This is a genomic window from Neobittarella massiliensis (ex Bilen et al. 2018) (genome assembly GCF_900289145.1).
In the GTDB taxonomy this organism is placed as follows: domain Bacteria; phylum Bacillota; class Clostridia; order Oscillospirales; family Ruminococcaceae; genus Neobittarella; species Neobittarella massiliensis.
The window spans coordinates 81,258-101,272 of the sequence record NZ_OKQO01000002.1 but is presented as its reverse complement, the minus strand read 5'-3'; the positions used below and the strand labels follow the sequence as shown (position 1 = coordinate 101,272).

17 protein-coding genes are annotated in these 20,015 nt (G+C 57.3%); 9 read left to right on the top strand and 8 right to left on the bottom strand.

Going from position 1 to position 20,015, the window contains the following annotated elements; genetic code table 11:
• Nucleotides 1-523: 523 nt before the first annotated feature.
• From rlmD to C6Y32_RS03210, 9 genes are all read left to right on the top strand, one after another.
• Nucleotides 524-1,948, top strand: a complete 1,425-nt coding sequence (rlmD, locus tag C6Y32_RS03245; RefSeq protein ID WP_207204802.1) for a 23S rRNA (uracil(1939)-C(5))-methyltransferase RlmD — start codon at nt 524-526, stop codon at nt 1,946-1,948.
• Nucleotides 1,949-1,990: 42 nt separating this feature from the next.
• Nucleotides 1,991-2,191: a hypothetical protein gene (locus tag C6Y32_RS15500; RefSeq protein ID WP_207204801.1), complete on the top strand. Its 201-nt coding sequence runs from the start codon at nt 1,991-1,993 to the stop codon at nt 2,189-2,191.
• Nucleotides 2,192-2,210: 19 nt separating this feature from the next.
• Complete coding sequence (locus C6Y32_RS03240; RefSeq protein WP_105203739.1) at nt 2,211-3,080, top strand: restriction endonuclease; 870 nt, start codon at nt 2,211-2,213, stop codon at nt 3,078-3,080.
• 210 nt (nt 3,081-3,290) lie between these two features.
• Nucleotides 3,291-4,307: a GGDEF domain-containing protein gene (locus C6Y32_RS03235; RefSeq protein WP_105203738.1), complete on the top strand. Its 1,017-nt coding sequence runs from the start codon at nt 3,291-3,293 to the stop codon at nt 4,305-4,307.
• A gap of 16 nt (nt 4,308-4,323) precedes the next feature.
• Nucleotides 4,324-4,653, top strand: a complete 330-nt coding sequence (locus C6Y32_RS03230) for a cupin domain-containing protein (RefSeq protein ID WP_105203737.1) — start codon at nt 4,324-4,326, stop codon at nt 4,651-4,653.
• A gap of 506 nt (nt 4,654-5,159) precedes the next feature.
• The gene (locus C6Y32_RS03225; protein WP_105203736.1) at nt 5,160-6,068 is read left to right on the top strand and encodes a magnesium transporter CorA family protein; all 909 of its coding nucleotides are present in this window, start codon (nt 5,160-5,162) and stop codon (nt 6,066-6,068) included.
• Nucleotides 6,069-6,130: 62 nt separating this feature from the next.
• Nucleotides 6,131-8,812: a bifunctional diguanylate cyclase/phosphodiesterase gene (locus tag C6Y32_RS03220; protein ID WP_105203735.1), complete on the top strand. Its 2,682-nt coding sequence runs from the start codon at nt 6,131-6,133 to the stop codon at nt 8,810-8,812.
• An 86-nt stretch (nt 8,813-8,898) separates the two neighbouring features.
• Complete coding sequence (locus C6Y32_RS03215) at nt 8,899-10,320, top strand: S41 family peptidase (RefSeq protein ID WP_105203734.1); 1,422 nt, start codon at nt 8,899-8,901, stop codon at nt 10,318-10,320.
• Nucleotides 10,321-10,332: 12 nt separating this feature from the next.
• Nucleotides 10,333-10,689, top strand: a complete 357-nt coding sequence (locus C6Y32_RS03210) for an MGMT family protein (protein ID WP_105203733.1) — start codon at nt 10,333-10,335, stop codon at nt 10,687-10,689.
• 352 nt (nt 10,690-11,041) lie between these two features.
• On the opposite strand, the gene C6Y32_RS03205 is transcribed toward C6Y32_RS03210, so the two are convergent.
• From C6Y32_RS03205 to C6Y32_RS03170, 8 genes are all read right to left on the bottom strand, one after another.
• The gene (locus C6Y32_RS03205) at nt 11,042-11,836 is read right to left on the bottom strand and encodes a type III pantothenate kinase (protein WP_105203732.1); all 795 of its coding nucleotides are present in this window, start codon (nt 11,834-11,836) and stop codon (nt 11,042-11,044) included.
• A 159-nt stretch (nt 11,837-11,995) separates the two neighbouring features.
• On the bottom strand, nt 11,996-12,529 hold the full coding sequence (locus C6Y32_RS03200; protein WP_105203731.1) for an HAAS signaling domain-containing protein: 534 nt from the start codon (nt 12,527-12,529) through the stop codon (nt 11,996-11,998).
• A gap of 2 nt (nt 12,530-12,531) precedes the next feature.
• Entirely contained in the window at nt 12,532-12,870 is a 339-nt protein-coding gene (locus tag C6Y32_RS03195) for a PadR family transcriptional regulator (RefSeq protein ID WP_105203730.1), read from the bottom strand.
• 369 nt (nt 12,871-13,239) lie between these two features.
• The gene (locus C6Y32_RS03190) at nt 13,240-14,049 is read right to left on the bottom strand and encodes a pentapeptide repeat-containing protein (protein ID WP_105203729.1); all 810 of its coding nucleotides are present in this window, start codon (nt 14,047-14,049) and stop codon (nt 13,240-13,242) included.
• A 146-nt stretch (nt 14,050-14,195) separates the two neighbouring features.
• On the bottom strand, nt 14,196-15,065 hold the full coding sequence (locus C6Y32_RS03185) for a putative ABC transporter permease (protein ID WP_105203728.1): 870 nt from the start codon (nt 15,063-15,065) through the stop codon (nt 14,196-14,198).
• Nucleotides 15,066-15,102: 37 nt separating this feature from the next.
• Nucleotides 15,103-16,458: a 2-hydroxyacyl-CoA dehydratase gene (locus C6Y32_RS15720; RefSeq protein WP_105203727.1), complete on the bottom strand. Its 1,356-nt coding sequence runs from the start codon at nt 16,456-16,458 to the stop codon at nt 15,103-15,105.
• The gene (locus C6Y32_RS03175) at nt 16,448-19,390 is read right to left on the bottom strand and encodes an acyl-CoA dehydratase activase (protein WP_105203726.1); all 2,943 of its coding nucleotides are present in this window, start codon (nt 19,388-19,390) and stop codon (nt 16,448-16,450) included. The genes C6Y32_RS15720 and C6Y32_RS03175 overlap by 11 nt, the downstream gene beginning before the upstream one ends.
• Nucleotides 19,391-19,418: 28 nt before the next feature.
• Complete coding sequence (locus C6Y32_RS03170) at nt 19,419-20,003, bottom strand: TetR/AcrR family transcriptional regulator (RefSeq protein ID WP_105203725.1); 585 nt, start codon at nt 20,001-20,003, stop codon at nt 19,419-19,421.
• Nucleotides 20,004-20,015 lie beyond the last annotated feature (12 nt).

The window sequence follows — 20,015 nt, the reverse complement described above, 5'->3', positions numbered from 1 at the left end:
TGCTTTATACTGTTAGCGTTCATTGCTGTGACTGGTGATACGGCTTTTTAGACCTCTCACGCTTTGTACAAGTAGCTGTAAAATTTTTACATGTCGCTCATTTAGGATACTGGCGCACCAAAGAAATAGCAATGTATTATATTACCCGTTATAAAAGACATGAACATTCGTTTTTGCCAGATAATCGCATAGACATGCCATTTGTGGATACCCCATCAAAATCATATACATATTTCGACACCTTATTCTTCCAAAAAAATTTGATTTTCCCCATCTTTATCGTCTAAACTAACCAGTATTTTCTTATAAACTCCTATTTTCGTATACGTTCTTGAGCATTTCTTTACAAATGGTGTGTACCAGGTGCGACTGCTCACAATCACACGCTGTGCAGCCACCGCAATGACCGGTGAGACGGCACATTGAAAAGCCGCCTCGTTTCCTGTACACTGTAGATATGTACTTATATAAGAGACTGACTTTTGGCCGAACGCGACACCGGCCTTTTTGGGAATGAGATACTATGATAAAGAAAAACGATATCTATACTTGTGAGATCACCGGCACCACCCACGACGGCAGTGGTGTGGGGCGGGTGGACGGTTTTGCCCTGTTTGTGCCCGGTGCTATTGTGGGAGAGCGGGTGCGGATACAGGTGCTAAAAGTGCTGGCCCATTACGGCTATGCCAAGATCGTGGAGATCATTGAGCCCAGCCCCGCGCGCATCGAGAGCGATTGCCCGGTGAGCAGCCGCTGCGGCGGCTGCACCTACCGCCACATGACCTATAAACAGGAGCTGGCGATCAAGACAGAGCATGTGCGGGACTGCCTGTACAAAAACGCCGGTATAGAGATGCCGCTGCCCGACTGTTTGCCCAGCCCGCTGCAGCAGGGGTACCGCAACAAATGCCAGTACCCGGTCAGCTGGAAGGATGGGCGACTGGTATTTGGGTACTACGGCAAAAACAGCCACCGGCTGGTACCCTGCACCAGCTGCCGACTACATCCGCCGGTATTTGACGAGATCGCTGCGTTTTTGTGCGATCACCTGGGGCGGCTGGGAGTAGACGCCTATGATGAGATACAGCACCGGGGGCTATTGCGGCACATCTGTCTGCGCCGGGCCGAGACCAGCGGTCAGATCATGGTGACGCTGGTAGTTTGCGGGGACGCGTTGCCCCAAGAGCAGCAGCTATGCCGGGATCTCTGCGCCGCCTTCCCGCAGGTGTGCAGCATTTACTGCAGCAGCCAGAAAGCGCGCACTAACGTGGTAATGGGCCGCCACTGCCGGCTTCTGTGGGGGCAAAAGCAGATCTATGATCGGCTGTGCGGGGTGGAGCTGGGCATCTCTCCCCTGTCGTTTTATCAGGTAAACCGCCAGAGCGCCCAGAACCTGTATCAGCTGGCCGCCGATTTTGCCCAGCTGCAAAAAGAGGATATCCTGCTGGACCTGTACTGCGGTACCGGGGCGATCGGACTGGGTATGGCCGCGCGGGTACAGGCTCTTTACGGGGTGGAAGTGATCGCCGACGCTGTGCAGGACGCCCGGGACAACGCCCGCCGCAACGGTGTCGAGAACGCCCAGTTTTTGTGCGGCGACTGCAAGAGCGCCGTCGACTACTTTGCCGCGCATCATATAGAGCCCACGGTGGTGATACTGGACCCACCTCGCAAGGGGTGTGATAGCCATGTGATCGACGAGGTGTGCGCGCTGGCCCCCCAGCGCGTGGTGATGATCTCGTGTAACGCCGCCACGATGGCCCGGGACGCAGCGCTGTTTTGCCGGGGCGGCTACCGGCTGGAAAAGGTGCAGCCGGTGGATCTGTTTCCCCGTACGGCGCATGTGGAGACGGTGGTGCTGCTTTCCCACAAAAAGCCAGACTGTCATATCAACGTAAAAGTCGAGTTTGGCGAGGGTGAGGGCAAAGTTACGTTAAAGGAAATCTAAAGGGCAGAAACCTATAAGCCGAAAGAGCGAGTTACCTACAAAATGATAAAGGAGTACATAGAAGCTAAATACGGCTTCAAAGTACATACTGCATACATTGCAGAGGTAAAAAGGGATTTAGGATTGCCGATGTATGATGCTCCTAATGCGGTAGAAGAATTGAAACAGCCGCGGAAGCATCCGACGGCAGAAAAGGTCGAAGCAATCAAAGATACTTTGAAGTACTTTGAAGTAATAAAATAAAGATGAGAGGTGGTTGGAAATGAAAAAGTCTTTAGAAGTGCCTGCTTATAACGACATGATGTGTGAATTGTTTCAGGCCATGAAAGAATTGGGGGGCTCTGGTACGATTAGAGAAATCGATGATAAAACGATTGAAATATTGGGCTTGACATCAGAGGTACAAGAAATTATGCATGCTAATAGTAGCAAGACAGAAGTGGAATACAGATTGGCATGGACACGAACATACATGAAAAAAGTTGGACTTTTGGAAAATTCTTCTCGAGGGGTATGGTCATTAACACCAAACGGAAGGGACTTAGAAAAAATTAACCCACAAGAAATTGTGCAAAAAGTTCGTGAAATGACCTTTTTAAAAAGCAAAAATGTTAATAGTATAAATCTTAAAGATGATAACTTGGAAAATGATGGCGTAGATACACCAGATGAAATACAATCTTGGCGTGAAAAGCTTAAAAATGTTTTACTAAATTTAAAACCAGATGCTTTTGAACGATTGACACAAAGGTTATTGAGAGAAGCTGGATTTACACAGGTAAAAGTAACCGGAAAAACAGGTGATGGTGGGATAGATGGTATGGGAATCGTCAAACTGAATGGCATAATTAGCTTTCATATGCTGTTCCAGTGCAAGCGATATTCGGGGAGTGTATCTGCGGGGGAAATTCGGGATTTTAGAGGTGCTATGCAAGGAAGAGCGGATAAGGGGCTATTTATTACGACTGGTAAGTTTTCCGCACCGGCAGTAGAAGAAGCAAATAGACCGGGAGCGGCGCCTATTGATTTGGTTGATGGAGATGAGTTGGTAGAAAAATTAAGAGAATTACAATTAGGTGTTACGCCCGTTAACGATTATGCAATTGATGAGGCGTGGTTTTTATCGATTTAGTTGCAGGGTACAAAAGTACAATTTTTCCGTGATTTTGTGGGGATACATTTTGATTTGGTACTCACGTTGAGACGGTGGTGCTGATGGTGAGAGGTGTTGCGGGCCGGTGACCGTAAAGTTGGATAGATAAAACAGTCGACAGCTTTTTTATCGTGTGGTATGATGAGACACATCGATTTAGGATCTTAGGATGAGAGGAGGAGACCGCTATTGCAGAGCGATCTGTGCCGGGAGGCCTGTGAACTGCTACAGCAGCTGATGGAGAGCTATGTCTCGGGCAGCTCGGGCATGGTCATGGGCATGATCAAACACCTCTCCCCGGATATTTTGGTCATTGGCACCGGCAAACACGAGCTTTATGAAAACCTGGCGGTACTGCTGCAGGGACTTGAGAAAGACCAGCAGGAGGCCGAGGGGATCGATTTTGTGATAAAAAACGCCTGGTACCAGGCCAAACCCTTAGCCGAAGATATTTGCGTGGTATACGGCGAATTTGAGGCCTGCGAGGCGGAGACTGAGGGCAAACAGGTGGTGATCAACATGGATACCCGGCTGACGGCCACTGTTCACCGCGACGCCGGCGGACAGCTTATGATCGACAGCCTGCACCACTCTACGCCGTATGTCTACCAGCAGGAGGGAGAGTATTACCCTAAGACTTTTGCCGACCAGGCCGAGGCGGCCCTGCGCCGCAGTGCGGCACTGGAAAAGGATGTACAGTTGGATGCTTTGACCGAGCTGTATAACCGCAAGTACACTGAAAAGTACATTGGGCAGTTACTGGGCAAAGGCGGACCGGGTGGCTGTTTATTTTTGCTGGATATAGATGACTTTAAAATGGTCAATGATACATATGGGCACCAGACGGGCGATACTCTGCTCAAACAGATCGCGGCAGTGCTGCTGCGCTGCGCGGGCGAAAGCGGGGTGGCCGGCCGGGTGGGCGGCGACGAGTTCATGTTGTTTTTACCCGATATTTTGGATGAGCGGGAGCGCACTGCGATCGCCCGGCAGCTGATCGCGCAGACCGGCGAGGTGTTTGTGGCGCTGGAGCTGCCGCACAGCTGCTCGATCGGCGGAGCCAGCGCTGTGGGCGGGACCAGTACCTTTGCCGAGATCTACCGCCGGGCGGACGACGCGCTGTACCGGGCCAAAGCCGCCGGTAAAGGGGTGTACCGCAGCAGCGAAGACCAGCAGATAAAGAGTTGTATCGACACCGAAATATAGAAAAAAGGAGTATTTTATGGCGGGACTTAAAAACATTGACAAGGCGGCGATCCTGACGCTGAAAGAGCAGGTGGACTACCAGCCGGGGCAGGTGGTGAGCAAGACGCTGGCACAAAATGACGCGCTGAGCATAACGCTGTTTTCGTTTGCCGCCGGTGAGGAGATCAGCACCCATGAATCGGGCGGCGATGCGCTGGTGACCTGCCTGGACGGCGTGGGGCGCATCACCATAGACGGAGAACCCCATCTGCTGCACGAGGGAGAGTCAATCGTGATGCCGGCTAAACACCCCCATGCGGTGTACGGCGAAGAGAACTTTAAGATGTTACTGGTAGTGGTGTTTTGAGACCCAGCACACAGAGAGGACCGCTCTGCCGATCGGCAGGGCGGTTTTTTTGTCGGCTCCTCTCTTTTGACAGCTGATACGGTCTGTACGGCGGATATGCAGTGAAGCACCCCCTGTGCAGATCTGTACGCCGCGTGAACACGGTGGTAAAAACGGTAGTGGCAGGTGGCGGCACTGCGCCGACCCTTTTGCAGCTGCACCTCTCCCCTGCACTGCCAGCACGACTGCCGGCAGATATTTTGAGATATTTGACGCTCCTACCATCTTTATGACAACTGCACAAACTGCGGTGCAATATTCGGCATATGGTTATGGCACCATGAAAATAGAGCACCATTATTTCCCAGCTTATCGACCCGCTAAAAGGTGAGCAAAATCGGTCTATTTCTTCGCGGCGGGAGTGGATCTGTGGTATAATAGTCAAAAATAGCCCAAAATAGTTGCCTGTTGGATCGCGCAGTTCGGCTTTTTGCCGAGAGCGCGGTTAGAGGAGGTCTGTTCATCGCATGTTTTACACGATAGGCACCCAGGGGTTGACGCCGGTACCGGGCACCCAGTGGCTGGCAGGTGGCGGTGGAGTCGGCACCTGCACGACTGACGATTGGGAGGAGCTCCCCGCATGGCTGCGGCGCGCCGCCCAGCATCAGAGCGGAGCCATTCACTTTTGCAAGCTGGAGCGCTATCCCCGTTACCTGATGGGCACGCTACATGTGCCGGCCAAGAGGCAGCCAGGTCAACATTTGGTGCTGGCCTTTTACATGTTTGACGGGCACCTGCTGTTTTGGGATGACAGCGGCACGGTAGAAAACTTTTTACAGCGGCAGCTGGCGCAGCCACTGCGGGGACGGATGTCGGCCGGGCGGGTGCTGTGCGAATTTTTACTGTGGCTGGTGGACGAGGACCTGACCTATTTAGAGGAACAGGAGAGCCGCATCGAGGACCTGGAGGAGGCTGTGCTGGCCGGGGAGAGAAAACAGCTGGGCGCCGAGATCCTGGCGGTGAAAAAAGAGACCTCTCACCTGTACCGTTACTACAGCCACCTGACCGATATGGGCCAGCGGTTACAGGAGAGCTGCGGCAGCTTTTTTGAGGCGGAGGACAGTACCATTTTTGGCCTGTTTGCCGACCGGGCTGCCCGGCTGCAGAGCGAGACCCAGGTGCAAAGAGAGTATGCCGCACAGGTACAGGAACTCTACCAAGCGCAGATCGGCATTCGCCAAAATGATATTATGAAAGTACTGACCATCGTCACCACCATCTTTTTGCCGCTGACGCTGATCGCCGGCTGGTACGGGATGAACTTTTTGCACATGCCGGAACTGAGCTGGACATACGGCTACCCCGCTGTGATATTCGTGAGCATTTTGGTGGTGGCCGGGTGCATCTGTTTATTTAAGAGCAGAAAGTTTTGGTAGTGTACACCACCTAGTGGCTGTGCAGGATACCTTTACCGATAAGACAGGAAGGAGCGGCTAGTATGGCCTGTATCCACAAGCGATCTCTGGCGGCAGGGGGACCTGCCGATCTGCCGGGGGCGCGCTCTTTGGCGCGGCCGGCGACCGACGAAGCGACTGTACCGGCGCGCGACGATGCGCTGCAGTCGTGGGTATTTGACGCCATCATGGAGAAGATACGCGCCAACGTGTACATCACCCGCCCCGAGACCGGCGAGATCTTGTTTGTAAACAACGCGATGCAGGAGGCGTTTGGCGGCGCAGAGACGCTGGTGGGCAAGACCTGCTGGCAGACGCTACAGCGCGGCATGGATGGCCCCTGCCCCTTTTGCCCAGTGCCCAAGCTGATGGCCGGCGGAGACAAGAGCCCGGCCTGTGTGTGGGAGGAGCACAATACGGTAAACGACCGGGTGTATGAAAATCACGACAGTCTGCTGCAGTGGATCGATGGCACTACGGTACATTTTCAGTATTCGCTGGACGTGACCGAGACCAAGCGGCTGCAGCGGGCGGCCAGCATCGACGAGCTGACCCACACCTATAACCGCCGAGCCGGGCGCGAGAAGCTGGGACAGAGCATCGCCCAATGCCGTCAGGCGGGGCGTACCTTCTTTTTGTGCATGTACGACATCAACCTTCTCAAGGAAGTAAACGACCTGTACGGCCATACCGAGGGCGACTTTCTCATCGCTGCCGCGGCCCGGGCAGTAAAGGCGCAGATGACACCGCCTGACTACCTGTTTCGCCTGAGCGGCGACGAGTTTATCGCCGTGTTTTTTACCGATGACGGCCAGCAGGTACAGACGCGCATCGAGCGGGCGCTGTTACAGCTCAGCGATACCCGCCGCCAGCTGGATAAACCCTACACCATGGGCTTTTGCTACGGGATCATAGCGGTGTACCCACAGGATGCGCTGGAGATGAAAGAGATACTGCGCCTGGTAGACCAGAAGATGTACGAGCAAAAGCGCGCCTACCACATTCGCCGCGCCCAGAATCTGGCGGAGAGCGGGGCCGGCAGAGAACCGGGCCCGCTCTCGTTTGACTACGACAAGGAGCGGCTGTACGACGCCTTGGTACAGAGCACCGACGACTACCTGTACGTGTGCAACATGAAAACCGGCGTGTTTCGCTACTCGGCGGCTATGGTGCGCGAATTTGACCTGCCCGGCGAGGTGATCGCCAACGCGGCTGCCGTGTGGGGCAGCCACGTGCACCCCCACGACAAGGCCTCGTTTTTAGAGTCGAACCAAGAGATCACCGATGGGCGCACCGACAGCCACCTGGTGGAATACCGGGCCCGCAACCGGCGCGGCGAATGGGTGTGGATGCGCTGCCGCGGCCATTTAGAGCGCGACGAGGACGGCGAACCGGTGCTATTTGCCGGCTTTATCACCAATTTGGGCAAGCGCGGAAAGATCGATCTGCTGACCGGGCTCTACAATAAATTTGAGTTTGAGCAGGTCATCACCGCCCATTTGCAGGAGCGTCCAGCTGACCCATTACAGGTAGCGGTGCTGGACCTGGACGACTTTGGACGCATCAACGACCTGTATGACCGGGATTTTGGCGACGCAGTCATTCGGGTGACCGGCCAGCGCATTTGTGCTATACTGCCCGATGGGGCTCAGCTGTTTCGTTTGGATGGCGACGAGTTCGGCATGATCTACCGCGACAGCGATACTGGGCCGCTAGAGCAGTTTTTTGAGGATATGCAGCGCACCTTTGGCCGCCAGCAGGAGTACGACGGACAGAAATACTTTTGCACGCTGTCAGCCGGCTGTGCCGGTTATCCTGCCGACAGCGACAACTACCTGCAGCTTTTTAAGTACGCCAGCTACGCACTGGAGTACGCCAAGCAGGGTGGAGCGGGCAATGTGGCGCATTTTTCGGCCGAGATATTTGGCCACAAGTCGCAGGCGCTGCGGCTGAGCGAGGCGCTGCGCGACAGTGTAGAAAATGGATTTAGTGGCTTTTCGCTGGCCTTTCAGCCCCAGGTGGAGGCTGATACCGGCAAGCTGACCGGGGCCGAGGCGCTGGCCCGCTGGCAGCACCCGGATTTTGGCCCGGTATCGCCGGCGGAATTTATTCCCCTGCTGGAGGAGAGCGGACTGATCCACCCGGTGGGGCGCTGGATATTTGAACGCGCGGTGCAGGCATACCGGCACTGGGCGCAGAAGGTGCCCAGCTTTTCGATGAGTGTGAACCTGTCGCGTTTACAGCTGACCCAGCCCAGCTTTATCGACTATATGCAGCAGGTGCTGCAGGAGAGCGGCGCAGACCCCAGACAGATCGTGGTGGAACTGACCGAGAGCTATATCGCCGCCAACATCGACGAGGACCGCGCGGTGCTCGACCGCATCCGCGCCTTGGGTATGCGCATCGCCATAGACGATTTCGGCACCGGCTACTCGTCGCTGGGTATTTTGAAGCGGCGACCGGGGCAGCTGGTAAAGATAGACCGCACCTTTGTGCAGGATATCCTGCACAGTTCTTTTGACACCACATTCATCCGCTTTATCGTGGCGCTGTGCCACGACGGCGGCATGCAGGTACTGCTGGAGGGCGTGGAGACCTGGGAGGAGTACCGGGCGGTAAAAGATATGGGCCTCGACTACATACAGGGTTTTTTATTTGGCCGGCCAGTAGACGGGGATGTATTCTCTGCCCTACCCGAGCAGTTGCCGGCACAGAGCCGACAATGAGCGGCAATATAACGGATATAGACATGTTACACCGAGCGGCTTTACGCCACCTACCCGCAGCTGTCAGCTGATACAGGAGTTTTGTCATGTCCCCAAGTGAAAAACGACCCACGAAAGACCTGTCCCCCGCCCCATGGCGGCACCCGCTGGCGGCGCGTGCTGCGGTATGCCTGGCACTGATCGCCACGCTGTGCATGGGGCTGTGGGGCGGGTATGCACTGCGCTTTACCCATACCGACCAGGTGCAGGATGAGCTGCAAAAAAACTGGGCCTATCCCAACAGGGAAAAGCCCGATATGCAAAAAGCGGCCCTGGAGGGCATGATCAGCGCCTTAGACGACCCCTACACCCACCTGTTTACCCCCAGTGAAGGGGAGGCGTACAACCAGAGCGTAGACGGGGCGGTACTGGGTATAGGCCTTGGTTACCGGCCGCTGGAGCGGGGTGTTTTGGTGATCGAAGCCTACCAGGACGGGCCGGCCGAAAAGGCGGGCATACTGCCGGGAGACATCATCACCCAGGTGAACGGTACTGATATTACCGAGGAGGATGCGCCGGTCGGCGAGCTGCTGACCGACGGCGGCGCCGGCACGCGCACCCTGACGGTACAGCGCGGCCAAGAACTGCTCACGGTAGAGGTGGAAGTAAAAGAGTTGCAAAACGACCTGTTTTACGAGGTGCGCACCGCCGGCGACAAATCGTTTGGCTATGTGCAGCTGACTACCTTTGGCTCGGATACCGGCGAGCATTTGGAAGAGGCGCTGCAGGACTTTAAAGAGCAGCATATCGATACACTGGTGCTGGACCTGCGGGACAACGGAGGCGGCTATTTAACTGCCGCCAAGCAGGTGCTGGACCTGTTTGTAAAAAAGGGGGAGCTGCTGTTCACTGTAGACCCGGGAAACGGTATCGATCAAAAATACCGGGCCACTGGGCGCGACAAGTACACCTTTGCCCACAGCTATCTGCTGGTAAACGGCGAGACCGCCTCGGCCTCGGAGATCACGGCGGCGGCGCTGTCACAGCTGGCCGATTTTCAGCTGGTAGGCACGCAGACTTACGGCAAAGGTGTCGTGCAGCGGCAGAAAGAGCTGACAGACGGCTCGATCTTAAAATACACCTATGCCCGGTGGCTGACACCGGACGGCAGCTGTGTGGAGGGACAGGGGCTGACACCGGATATCGAGGTGGCCAACCCCCAGATGGGGGAAGATATCCCGCTGCGCATCGAGCGGGACTGGCAGGTAGACGGCGTGGGCGACGAGGTGGTTTACATCCAGCAGCTGCTGGCGACACTGGGGTATGCGCCCGACCGCACCGACGGCTACTACTCGGAGGCCACGCGGCAGGCGATGCAGGACTTTGAGCGACAGCACGGCCTGGAACCCGACGGGATCTGCAGCCACAGCGACTACCGGTATTTGGTGGCCTACACAGTGCTACACATCTCCAGTGATGAAAACGACGATCAGTACCGCGCGCTGCTCGAGCAGATCGAGCAGCTTTAGGAGGTGCCTGGAATGGACTTTTATCGCCGGGTGGCAGTGGTGGGGCAGCGCATCCCCCGCGGACGGGTAGCTACCTATGGGCAGATAGCCATGTTGTGCCAAAAGCCACGGGCGGCGCGCCAGGTGGGGTATGCGCTGGGGCGGGTGCTGCCGCCGGGGACATTGCCGGCCCAGCGGGTAGTGGGCCACGGTGGACGGCTTTCGGGCGCGCGGTCGTTTGCCACGCCGCACACCCAGCGCGAGCTGCTGGAACGAGAAGGCGTCTGCTTTTTGCCCGATGGGCGGGTAGATATGGCGCGCTCGGCTTGGCAGACCACACTGCAACAGGTCCAGGAATTGGAGGCGCTCTTTTTGCAGCTGGGGATATAGCGCCGCCAGATCTAAGCCGCTGGGCGGCAGAACGCCGACTGGGCCAAGTCACGTCGCGCAGTGCGGAACTGCCGTGTGGAGGGCTTTTACCGCATATGATAAAAAGAGCAGCGGAACGTTACCCCATGGGTAGCTGTCCCCTGCTCTTTTTCAATTTTTAACATATGCGCGCAGGCGGATGGTCGGATGCCGAGCGCCCAGGTCGCGGCTCTTGTTAAACACAGCGGCAGTAACCCTGCCCTGCATCGCAGCAGACAGCCGAACCATCTTGCCGCCGGCCCGCTGTTGTCACCGGGGAACGGCAGGTACTTTGATGAAATAACAGAGACAGACGGGCGGAACATCGGCAATGTCAGCAGCCGCGTTGCCGGCTGATATGGCGGTCGTACAGCAGCTTGATGCCGTCGAGTATGAGCGTTTTATCGATGGCACAGAAGTTGTGGTATTCCTGCCCCACCGTTTTGGCCAGACCACCGGTGCCAACCACTTTGACAGGCATCCCCAACTGCTGCGAGAGCTTATCGACAATGTTGCTTACAGCGCCGGCGTAGCCGTAGATGATGCCCGACTGCATGCTGGTGACGGTGGACACGCCGATGGCCCCTGTCTCGGGGACCTCGATCTCGACCCGGGGCAGCTTGGCGGTGCGCTCGACCAGCGCATCCATCGAGATCTTAAGGCCCGGGTAGATGGCACCGCCCAGATAGGCGCCGTCGCAGTCGACCACATCGAAGGTGGTGGCGGTGCCAAAATCCACCACGATGAGCGGCGCGCCGTATTTGTGGCAGGCGGCGACTGCTGTGACCAGCCGGTCGGCCCCCACTTCGCTGGGGTTACCGTAGCGGTTGACGATATCTACCGGCAGATTTTCGCCCACCAGCAGCGCCTCTTTATCAAAGTACTTGCGCACCATATTTTGCACTGTATAGTTGAGCTGCGGCACTACCGACGAGATGACGATATCCTGCACCTGAAAGCGGTCGAGCCCGTTGAGGGCAAAAAACTGGGTGACCGAAAGGCCCAACTCGTCGGAGGTGATCGCCTTGTTGGTGGAGAGACGAAATTTGTGCTGCAGGCTGTCGCCCACAAAGACGCCAAATTCCATATTGGTATTGCCGATGTCTATGACTAGGACGGTGGGGTACATGGCAGGATGCCCCTTTCTGCAATTTGCTGATGTTTTTGCCGGGCAGCGGCGGCCTGTACCGGCAGTGGATGCCCGGCTGGCGCCAGGCAGCGACCGGAGCTGAGATGCAGGCTGCACGGCTCTTGACGGTTTACAGTGTAGCGGTAAACCGCCGGCTTGTCAATCGTTCTTTTCGCGGTGCAGTTGGCGGTTTAGGCAGAGCAGTATTACCAGCGCTATCGCCAGCACCAGCAGGCAGGGCCAAAACAGCCCGCCGGTGACCGAAGTCGTGACAAAGATGCGCGTTGGGCCGTCTGCCCCGCCGATGATGCCGATGGAGCCAGCAAAACCCAGAGACCCACCGGTTACCCGATATATCAGCGGCCATACCAGCTGTATCAGCCACAGAAGTAAGCCGGCGCTGCTCGCAAATAAGAGCATCCATGCACCGCCGCGGGCGATGCGCAGCCCCTGCTGACGGCCGCTGGGTTGGGTGCTCTGGTAGTTGCGGCTGAGCTCGGCGGCCAGTTCTGCCGGTGGGCCCATGCGGGCGACGATCTGGGCGGTACTCTCCCCTGCCTCGAGCGCGGCGGCGATATCGCTCTGCAGATCGGCGACGACCCGGGTGCGCAGACCGCGGGGCAGCCGCAGCTCCTGGTACACCTGTTTTACATACTTCTCTGCCTCGGGGGGCAGTAAATCATATCTTTGCATCTCTATTCCTCCCCCAAAAAGTGATCGGTACTGCGGCAGAGCGCCTGCCACAGCTGCCGCATATCACAGAGCTGCCGGCGCCCCTGCTCGGTAATGGTGTAATATTTTTTGGGCACGCCGCGGCCCGGCTGCTCCTCCCACCGGCTGGTGATGGCGCCGTCGTCCTCCAACCGGTACAAAATGGGATACAGAGTCCCCTCCTTGAGGGCAAACAGACCATTGCTGCCACTTTCCAGCGTGCTGATAAGCTGATAGCCATAGGTGGGCTGGTGGGATATCAGTTGGAGGATGACGAGCTCGAGCACCCCTTTTTTCATCTGTCGATAATAGCGATCCTGCACCCGGCTTTCCCCCCATATACTTTGTATTACTATGTATTTGTAATTTTAGTATAGTCAGCTGATGGACAGCTGTCAAGACATTCATTACAAAAAAGAGGACTGCATATATTGCAGTCCTCTTTTTATAGCCGTGGTGGGGGTTGCATGTACATGCTGCGGGGAGTGCGGGGATATGTGATCTGGGATGATCACCGGTGCTTACCGGCCTGTTTTGTCCCGGCACAGTACACCGAACAGCTGTGCCTGCGCATGCCAGCCACACTGCCGCTTTAGGGTTTTTCTGCCATTATAAAGATACAACGACAGTGCAAGCTCCTCCAGCCAAAAGCTGGTAAAGGAGGCAGCCGGACACCAGCGGCGGGACACCGGTCACTGCCAGGAGACAGGTCTGCACAGGCCGGCAGGGAGCCGGGTACTGCTGTCGCCGCGGGCGGCATTCAGCTGCCCCTGCAGTAAAAACAGACTGCTGTGCAGGTCGGCGCCGCGCAGGTCACAGTCGCGCAGGTCGGCCCCCAGCAAGCTAGTACCGGACAGATCACAGCCCCGCAAGTCGGCGGCGATGAGAAGTGCCATAGAGAGGTCGCGCTCCCGCAATGTGCGCCGGCGCAGATCTCGGCCCAGATATATGCCCGGGTACTTGCCGTCCATCTTTTTACAGGCCATCGCCACCGCCCGTTTGAGCAGCTGGTTGGCGTCGGTGCGGCAGCGCTCCACATCGACCTGCAACAGTGGCAGCAGCGGCAGTGAGACCAGCCGGCAGAGTTCGTCCAATGCCCGGTCGAGCTGCTCCCAGAGCGGCTGCGCCGCCGGCAGGATCGAGGCCTCGGCCAGGTACCAGCACACTTGATAGAGCTGCCACAGTTGCAAAAATGCCGCTGACAGCCGCTCTTGCTCTGCCCTACCGGCAGGGAGACCGCCCGCGAGCGCTGTAGCCCGCTGACCGGCTCCCATACAGTCGAAAGCCATGCAGCCGGTATAATTTTTCTGGGCCAGTTTCTGGTGGATGGCGCAGCGGAAATCGCGCTGTAGATGTTGGCAGGGAACACCGGCGGACTTGTCGGCGGGAAATCCCTCGCTGCGGGCACAGTACAGCGCCACGCAGCACAGCCCACAGCAGTTTTCGCAGTCGATGGTCATCTGTCTTTTTAGTTGGTCGGCACGCTGTTGGCGATGATCCACGGTGTTTTCCCCCTCAATGCCGCCCCCGCAGGCGGATGTATAGAACTGGTGGGCCGCAACGGTTGCTGCGGCCCACCAAAAATGTACCGGTAGATACTGGACTCTGGCTCTTTTTTACGCGGCTGCCCACACAGATCGGACGATCGCTATTTCTCTTTCTGGCGCAATTTTTGGCGCAAGCTCTGGTGCAGCTTGGCCAGCTGGTCGGAATAGCGGGTGGAGCGCATGTGGGGGAACGCGCGGCGCAGACGGCGTTTGGCAAAGCTCTCCTCCTGCGAGAGCGCCTGCAGGCGGGCAAGCAGCTTTTGCAGGCCGGCCCCGCGCTGTGCGCGGCGGTCGTCTCGCCGCTCCTCCAGTTCGGCCGCCAGCTGTGCCAGTTGTTCTTTTTTGCCGTCGAAGTAGCCCTCGACCCGCTCGATGAACTCCTCGGCGCCGGCAGTGACCCCGCTCTCCTCCAGCTTGAGCCGCAGCTCCTGTGCCACCTGGGCAAAACTGGCCGTGTCGCGGTCGAGGCCGAGCAGTGCCCGCAGTGTGACGGCACTATCGACGATAAACAGTGCCAGCAGCACCGCTGCCAAAGTCCAGAGGGCCCATACAGGCAGTGCGCCGAACATCGTTTCGACCCGGGGGTGCAGCACATACATCACAAACAGACACAGTGCGCCGAACTCCAGCGAGTTGAGCAGACATACCCGCCCATTGATCTGTAGTTTAAACTGAGAATAGTCCCACCAGCGGGTGTGGAACAGTTTTTCCATAGCCCAGCTGGTGAAGTATTCCAGGCAGGTGGTGAGCAGCATCCCCAGCAGAAATACCGCCCAGGGGGCTTTGCGCACCGGGGTGAGGCAAAAGATCACCGCCAGTGCGCCAAAGCCGTAGATGGGGCACACCGGCCCACCGAGAAAGCCCCGGTTGACCAGTTTGCGCTGGATGACCGAGCAGTAGACCGTCTCGCACATCCAGCCCACAAAGCTGTAGAAAGCCAGGTATAAAAATGTGAGTACTACAGTTTCCAAATCGAAAACGCCCCTTTAGTTTTTTGCCCATTTTTGTTTACAGGGTCACCGTCTCGCGCTGATCGCGCTCGGCCGAGATAGCGGCGGCCGGTTCGGTCTTGTCGAGGATAGGCTTTGGTTTCCCCGCCGCCGGTGCGGCACCGAACTCCTCGGTGAGGCGGGCGTTGGAGAGCATGAGCTTGAGCCGGTTCTCCTGGTTGATGGGAGTGGCGCTGGGATCGTAGTCCACCGCCACGATGTTGGCCTGGGGGTACTTGTTTTTGATCTTGCGCATCATGCCTTTGGCGATGATGTGGTTGGGCAGGCAGCCAAAAGGCTGGGTGCACACCACGTTGTTGACCCCGCTCTGGATGAGTTCGAGCATCTCGGCGGTGAGCAGCCACCCCTCACCCATTTTAGCGCCTTTGCCGATAAAGCCATCTACAGCTGCTTCGAGCTCGGCAAAAGGTGTGGGGGCGGTGAACACACCGTGTTTTTTGATGGCCCGGATCATCTGGTTTTGCCAGTGCTGGCAGTAGCGCAGCGACAGCGTCTTGATGGTCTTGCCACCTTTGGTACCGCCGTAGAGCTTGTAGTCGATAATGCCATTTTTGAGACAGTAGAGACAGAAATCCAACACGCCAGAGACCACCGGCTGGGCCCCTTCTTTGATGAGGAAGTTCTCGAGGTCGTTGTTGCCCAGCGGGGCGTATTTCATGTAGATCTCGCCGACGATGCCCACCTTGATCTTTTTTTCGCGGTGGCGCTCGATGGCGGCAAAATCCTCTAAGATCTCGCGGTAGTTGTGGCCCACCCGCAAAAACTTGCCGCTGGAGAACTGGCGGTTCATGATCTTGATCCAGCGGTCGACCACTTTATCGGTCTGCCCCTTTTTGAGCTCGTAGGGCTTGCACTGATTGCGCAGCCACATGAGCATGTCGCCGTAGATCATGGCATACACGATCTTGATGAGCATTTTGGGGGTGATCTTAAAACCGGTACCGCCGGCCAGGTCGGTAAAGTTGATGCTGATGACCGGCACCTGGGGAAATCCGCTCTGCCGCAGCGCCTTGCGCAGCAGGTATATGTAGTTGGAGGCGCGGCAGCCGCCGCCGGTCTGGGTGATGAGCAGCGCTGTTTTGTTGACGTCGTATTGGCCGCTCTTGAGTGCATCGATCATCTGCCCAATGACCAGCAGAGCCGGATAACAGGTGTCGTTGTGCACATTTTTAAGGCCTTCATCCACCAGCCGGCGGCCGGTAGTGCGCAGCAGCTCGGCGCGGTAGCCGCTCTCGCGCAGGATCTGCACGATCATCTCAAAATGGATGGGCAGCATCATGGGCACCAGGATGGTATAGTCCTCGCGCATGGCCGGGGTGAATTCCACCGGCTTGTTCTGGTGTTCAGTTGGCATGCTCTTTCTCCCTCTCGTCCATGGCTGCCAGCAGACTGCGCAGCCTGATCTTGATGGCGCCCAGGTTGTCGATCTCGTCGATCTTCAGCTGGGTGTACAGCTTGTCGCTCTCCCGCAGGATATCCCGTACCTCATCGGTGGTGATGGCATCTAAGCCGCAGCCAAAGCTCACCAGCTGCACCAGCTCGGTACCCGGCGCGTGGGACACATAACGGGCGGCGTTATACATGCGGGCGTGGTAGGTCCACTGGTTGAGCACGTTGGTTTGGGGGGCGTTGGCCAGGTTGGCCACACAGTCCTCGGTCACCACCACAAAGCCCAGGCTGGAGAGCAGCTTGTCGATGCCGTGGTTTATCTCGGGGTCGATGTGATAGGGGCGGCCGGCCAGCACCACCGTTTTTTTGTGGTGATCTTTGGCAAAGCGCAGCGCCCGCATTCCTTCCTCGCAGATATCGGCGCGATGGGCGTCGTAGGCGGCATAGGCCTTTTCGCTGGCCTGCTGCACCTCTTTTTTCGTCAGGGCAAAGCCGTACTCGTTGAGGTATTTGATGATCTTTTGCTCGAAGATCTTTTTGTCGTTGAGACTGATGTAGGGGTAGATGAACTGTACCCCATCCATAGGCACATTGCCCTTGATGAGTTCGGGGTAATAGGCCACCACCGGGCAGTTATAGCAGTTTTGCGAGATTGACTCGTCAAAATTATAGCTCATACAGGGGTAGAAGATGGTCTTGACCCCTTTTTCGAGCAGCGTGCGGATATGGCCGTGTACCAGCTTGGCCGGGTAACACACCGTGTCGGAGGGGATCGTATTTTGCCCCTTGAGGTACATCTGCTTGGTGGAGCGGCCGGAGGTGACTACCTCGAAACCCAGTTCAGTGAAAAAGGTGTGCCAAAAGGGCAGGTTTTCGTAGCTGTTGAGGCACATGGGCAGACCGATCTGCCCCCGCGGGCCGGGCCGGCCGGTGTAGCTCATGAGTTTTTTGTATTTGTAGGCCACCATGTTGGGCAGCTGGACATCGGCCCTTTTGCCGGTGACCGGGCGCTCGCAGCGGTTGCCGGCGATAAAGCGGCTGCCGTCGGAAAAGGTGTTGACGGTGAGGTTACAGTGGTTGGTACAGATACCGCAGACCGTGGCTTTAGACTGGTGCGTGAACGCCGCCAGCTGCTGGGCGGTGAGCACCGTCGACTGGCTGCCCGCATTGCGCATAGCCCAGATGGCCGCGCCAAAAGCGCCCATCAGGCCGGCGATGGCCGGCCGCACCACTTTTCGGCCCAACTCTTTCTCAAAACTGCGCAGCACCGAGTCGTTTAAAAAGGTGCCGCCCTGCACCACGATGTTTTGGCCGATATCGTCGGCGCTGCGGGCACGGATGACCTTATACAGCGCGTTTTTGACCACGCTCATGGCCAGACCAGCCGAGATATCCTCGACGGTGGCACCGTTTTTCTGCGCCTGTTTGACCGAGGAATTCATGAACACCGTACAGCGGGTACCCAGATCGACCGGGTGTTTGGCAAAGAGGCCCAGGGTGGCAAACTCGGTGATGGGGTAGCCCAGGCTCTTAGCAAAAGTCTCGATAAACGAGCCGCAGCCGGAGGAGCAAGCCTCGTTGAGGACGATATCGTCGATGGTATCATCTTTGATCTTGAAGCACTTCATGTCCTGCCCGCCGATATCGATGATAAAATCGACCGCCGGATCAAAGTGCTTGGCAGCAGTAAAATGGGCCATGGTCTCGACCACGCCAAAATCCAGGTGGAAGGCGGCGCGGATCAGATCTTCGCCGTAACCGGTCACCGCGGCACCGGCGATCGTGAGCCCCGGCCCCGCCTGGCTGTAGATCTCGTCGAGCTGGCGCTTGACGGCGGTGATAGGGTTGCCCAGGTTGTTGACGTAATCGCTGTAGAGAATGTGGTAATCCTCATCCAGCAGCACCGTCTTAGTAGTGGTGCTGCCGGCGTCTACCCCCAGAAAAGCCCGACCTGAAAATGCGGACAGGTCGCGCTGCTCCACCGCGGTGGCGGCGTGGCGATCGCAGAAGTCCTGGTACTCCTGCTCGTCGGCGAACAGCGGTTCCATCCCCTGTACCTCCTGCGGGGCGGCCAGTACCTGGGTGAAGATCTGCTCGAGTTCATCGTAACTGCGGTAGCCCGACAGCCCCTTACTGTACAGGGCGGCGCCCAGCGCCACGAAATAGGGGGCCAGCGGGTGAAAGTTGGCGCTCTCCCCATCCAGTTCCAGCGTTTTGATAAAGCGCTCCTGCAGGCCCTTGAGGAAGGAGAGCGGCCCGCCCAAAAACAGCACGTTGCCCTCGATCTCGCGGCCCTGAGCCAAGCCGGCGATAGTCTGGTCGACCACCGCCTGAAAGATGCTGGCGGCTATATTTTCGGGCTGGGCGCCCTGATTGATCAGCGGCTGGATATCAGTTTTGGCAAATACCCCGCAGCGGGAGGCGATGGGATAGATGCGGTCGTGGGCCAGACTCAGCCGATCCAGCTCGGCCAGGTCTACGTTGAGCAGGCTGGCCATCTGGTCGATAAAGGCACCAGTACCGCCGGCACAGGTGCTGTTCATCCGCTCTTCCAGTGCCCCTTTTAAGAAGATGATCTTGGCGTCCTCACCGCCCAGCTCGATGACCACGTCGGTGCTTGGCACATACTGCCGCACCGCGCCGGCGGTGGCGTACACCTCCTGCACGAAATCGATACCGCTCTCTTTGGCCATGCCCAGGCCGGCACTGCCGGTGATGGCGATGCGCAGGTGGTGACCGGTGAGCAGCTCCTTGAGACTCTGTATCTTTTCCAGAGCCATCTCCCGCACCCGGGAGCGGTGGCGCTCGTAGCTCTTGTAAACCAGATTGTCCTGTGTGTCGAGCACCACGACCTTGATGGTCGTACTGCCTACATCCAGTCCTATTTTATAGCTCATATTTTCTTCTCCTTGCCGGGTAACAGCGCTAGCGACTGCTGCAGAGTTTGGATACAGTATGTAAAATAAGGGGCCTTACCACCCGGATATCGTCGGGCTGCCGCCGAACTACCGCGTAGTAGCTGGAGCTGACGACGAATTCCAGGGCCATGGCCATGCGATTGAAGTCGTCACGGGTGGGCTCGCCACAGCAGAAGTGGCCGACCAGACGCCGTAAAAAGTGCCCCTGGGGCACCGAGAGCTGGCCGCTCTCTACATAGCTGGCGAGTACGCCCCGCTCTTTGCTGGCCATGATAAAGCGCAAGATATGTGGATTTTGCGTATAAAAATCTATCAGTGCCCCACAAAAAGTCACCGGCCAGTCCTCCCCCTGCGCGGGGGGCGCCTGCTGCAGTGTGTATTCGAACACCTCGAATGTCTTGTCGAGCACGGCCTGATCGATAATGGCCTGTTTGTCTTTAAAATAGGTGTAGACACTGCCTTTGGCCACACCGGCTTTCTGGGCGATCTGCCCCACCGAGGTGCCCCCGATGCCTTGGCGCAGAAACAGCTCGATAGCGGCATTCTCGATGCGCAGCCGCTTGTCGTCGGTGCGCAGGGCGCTCTCTTGCATCTGTGGCTCATC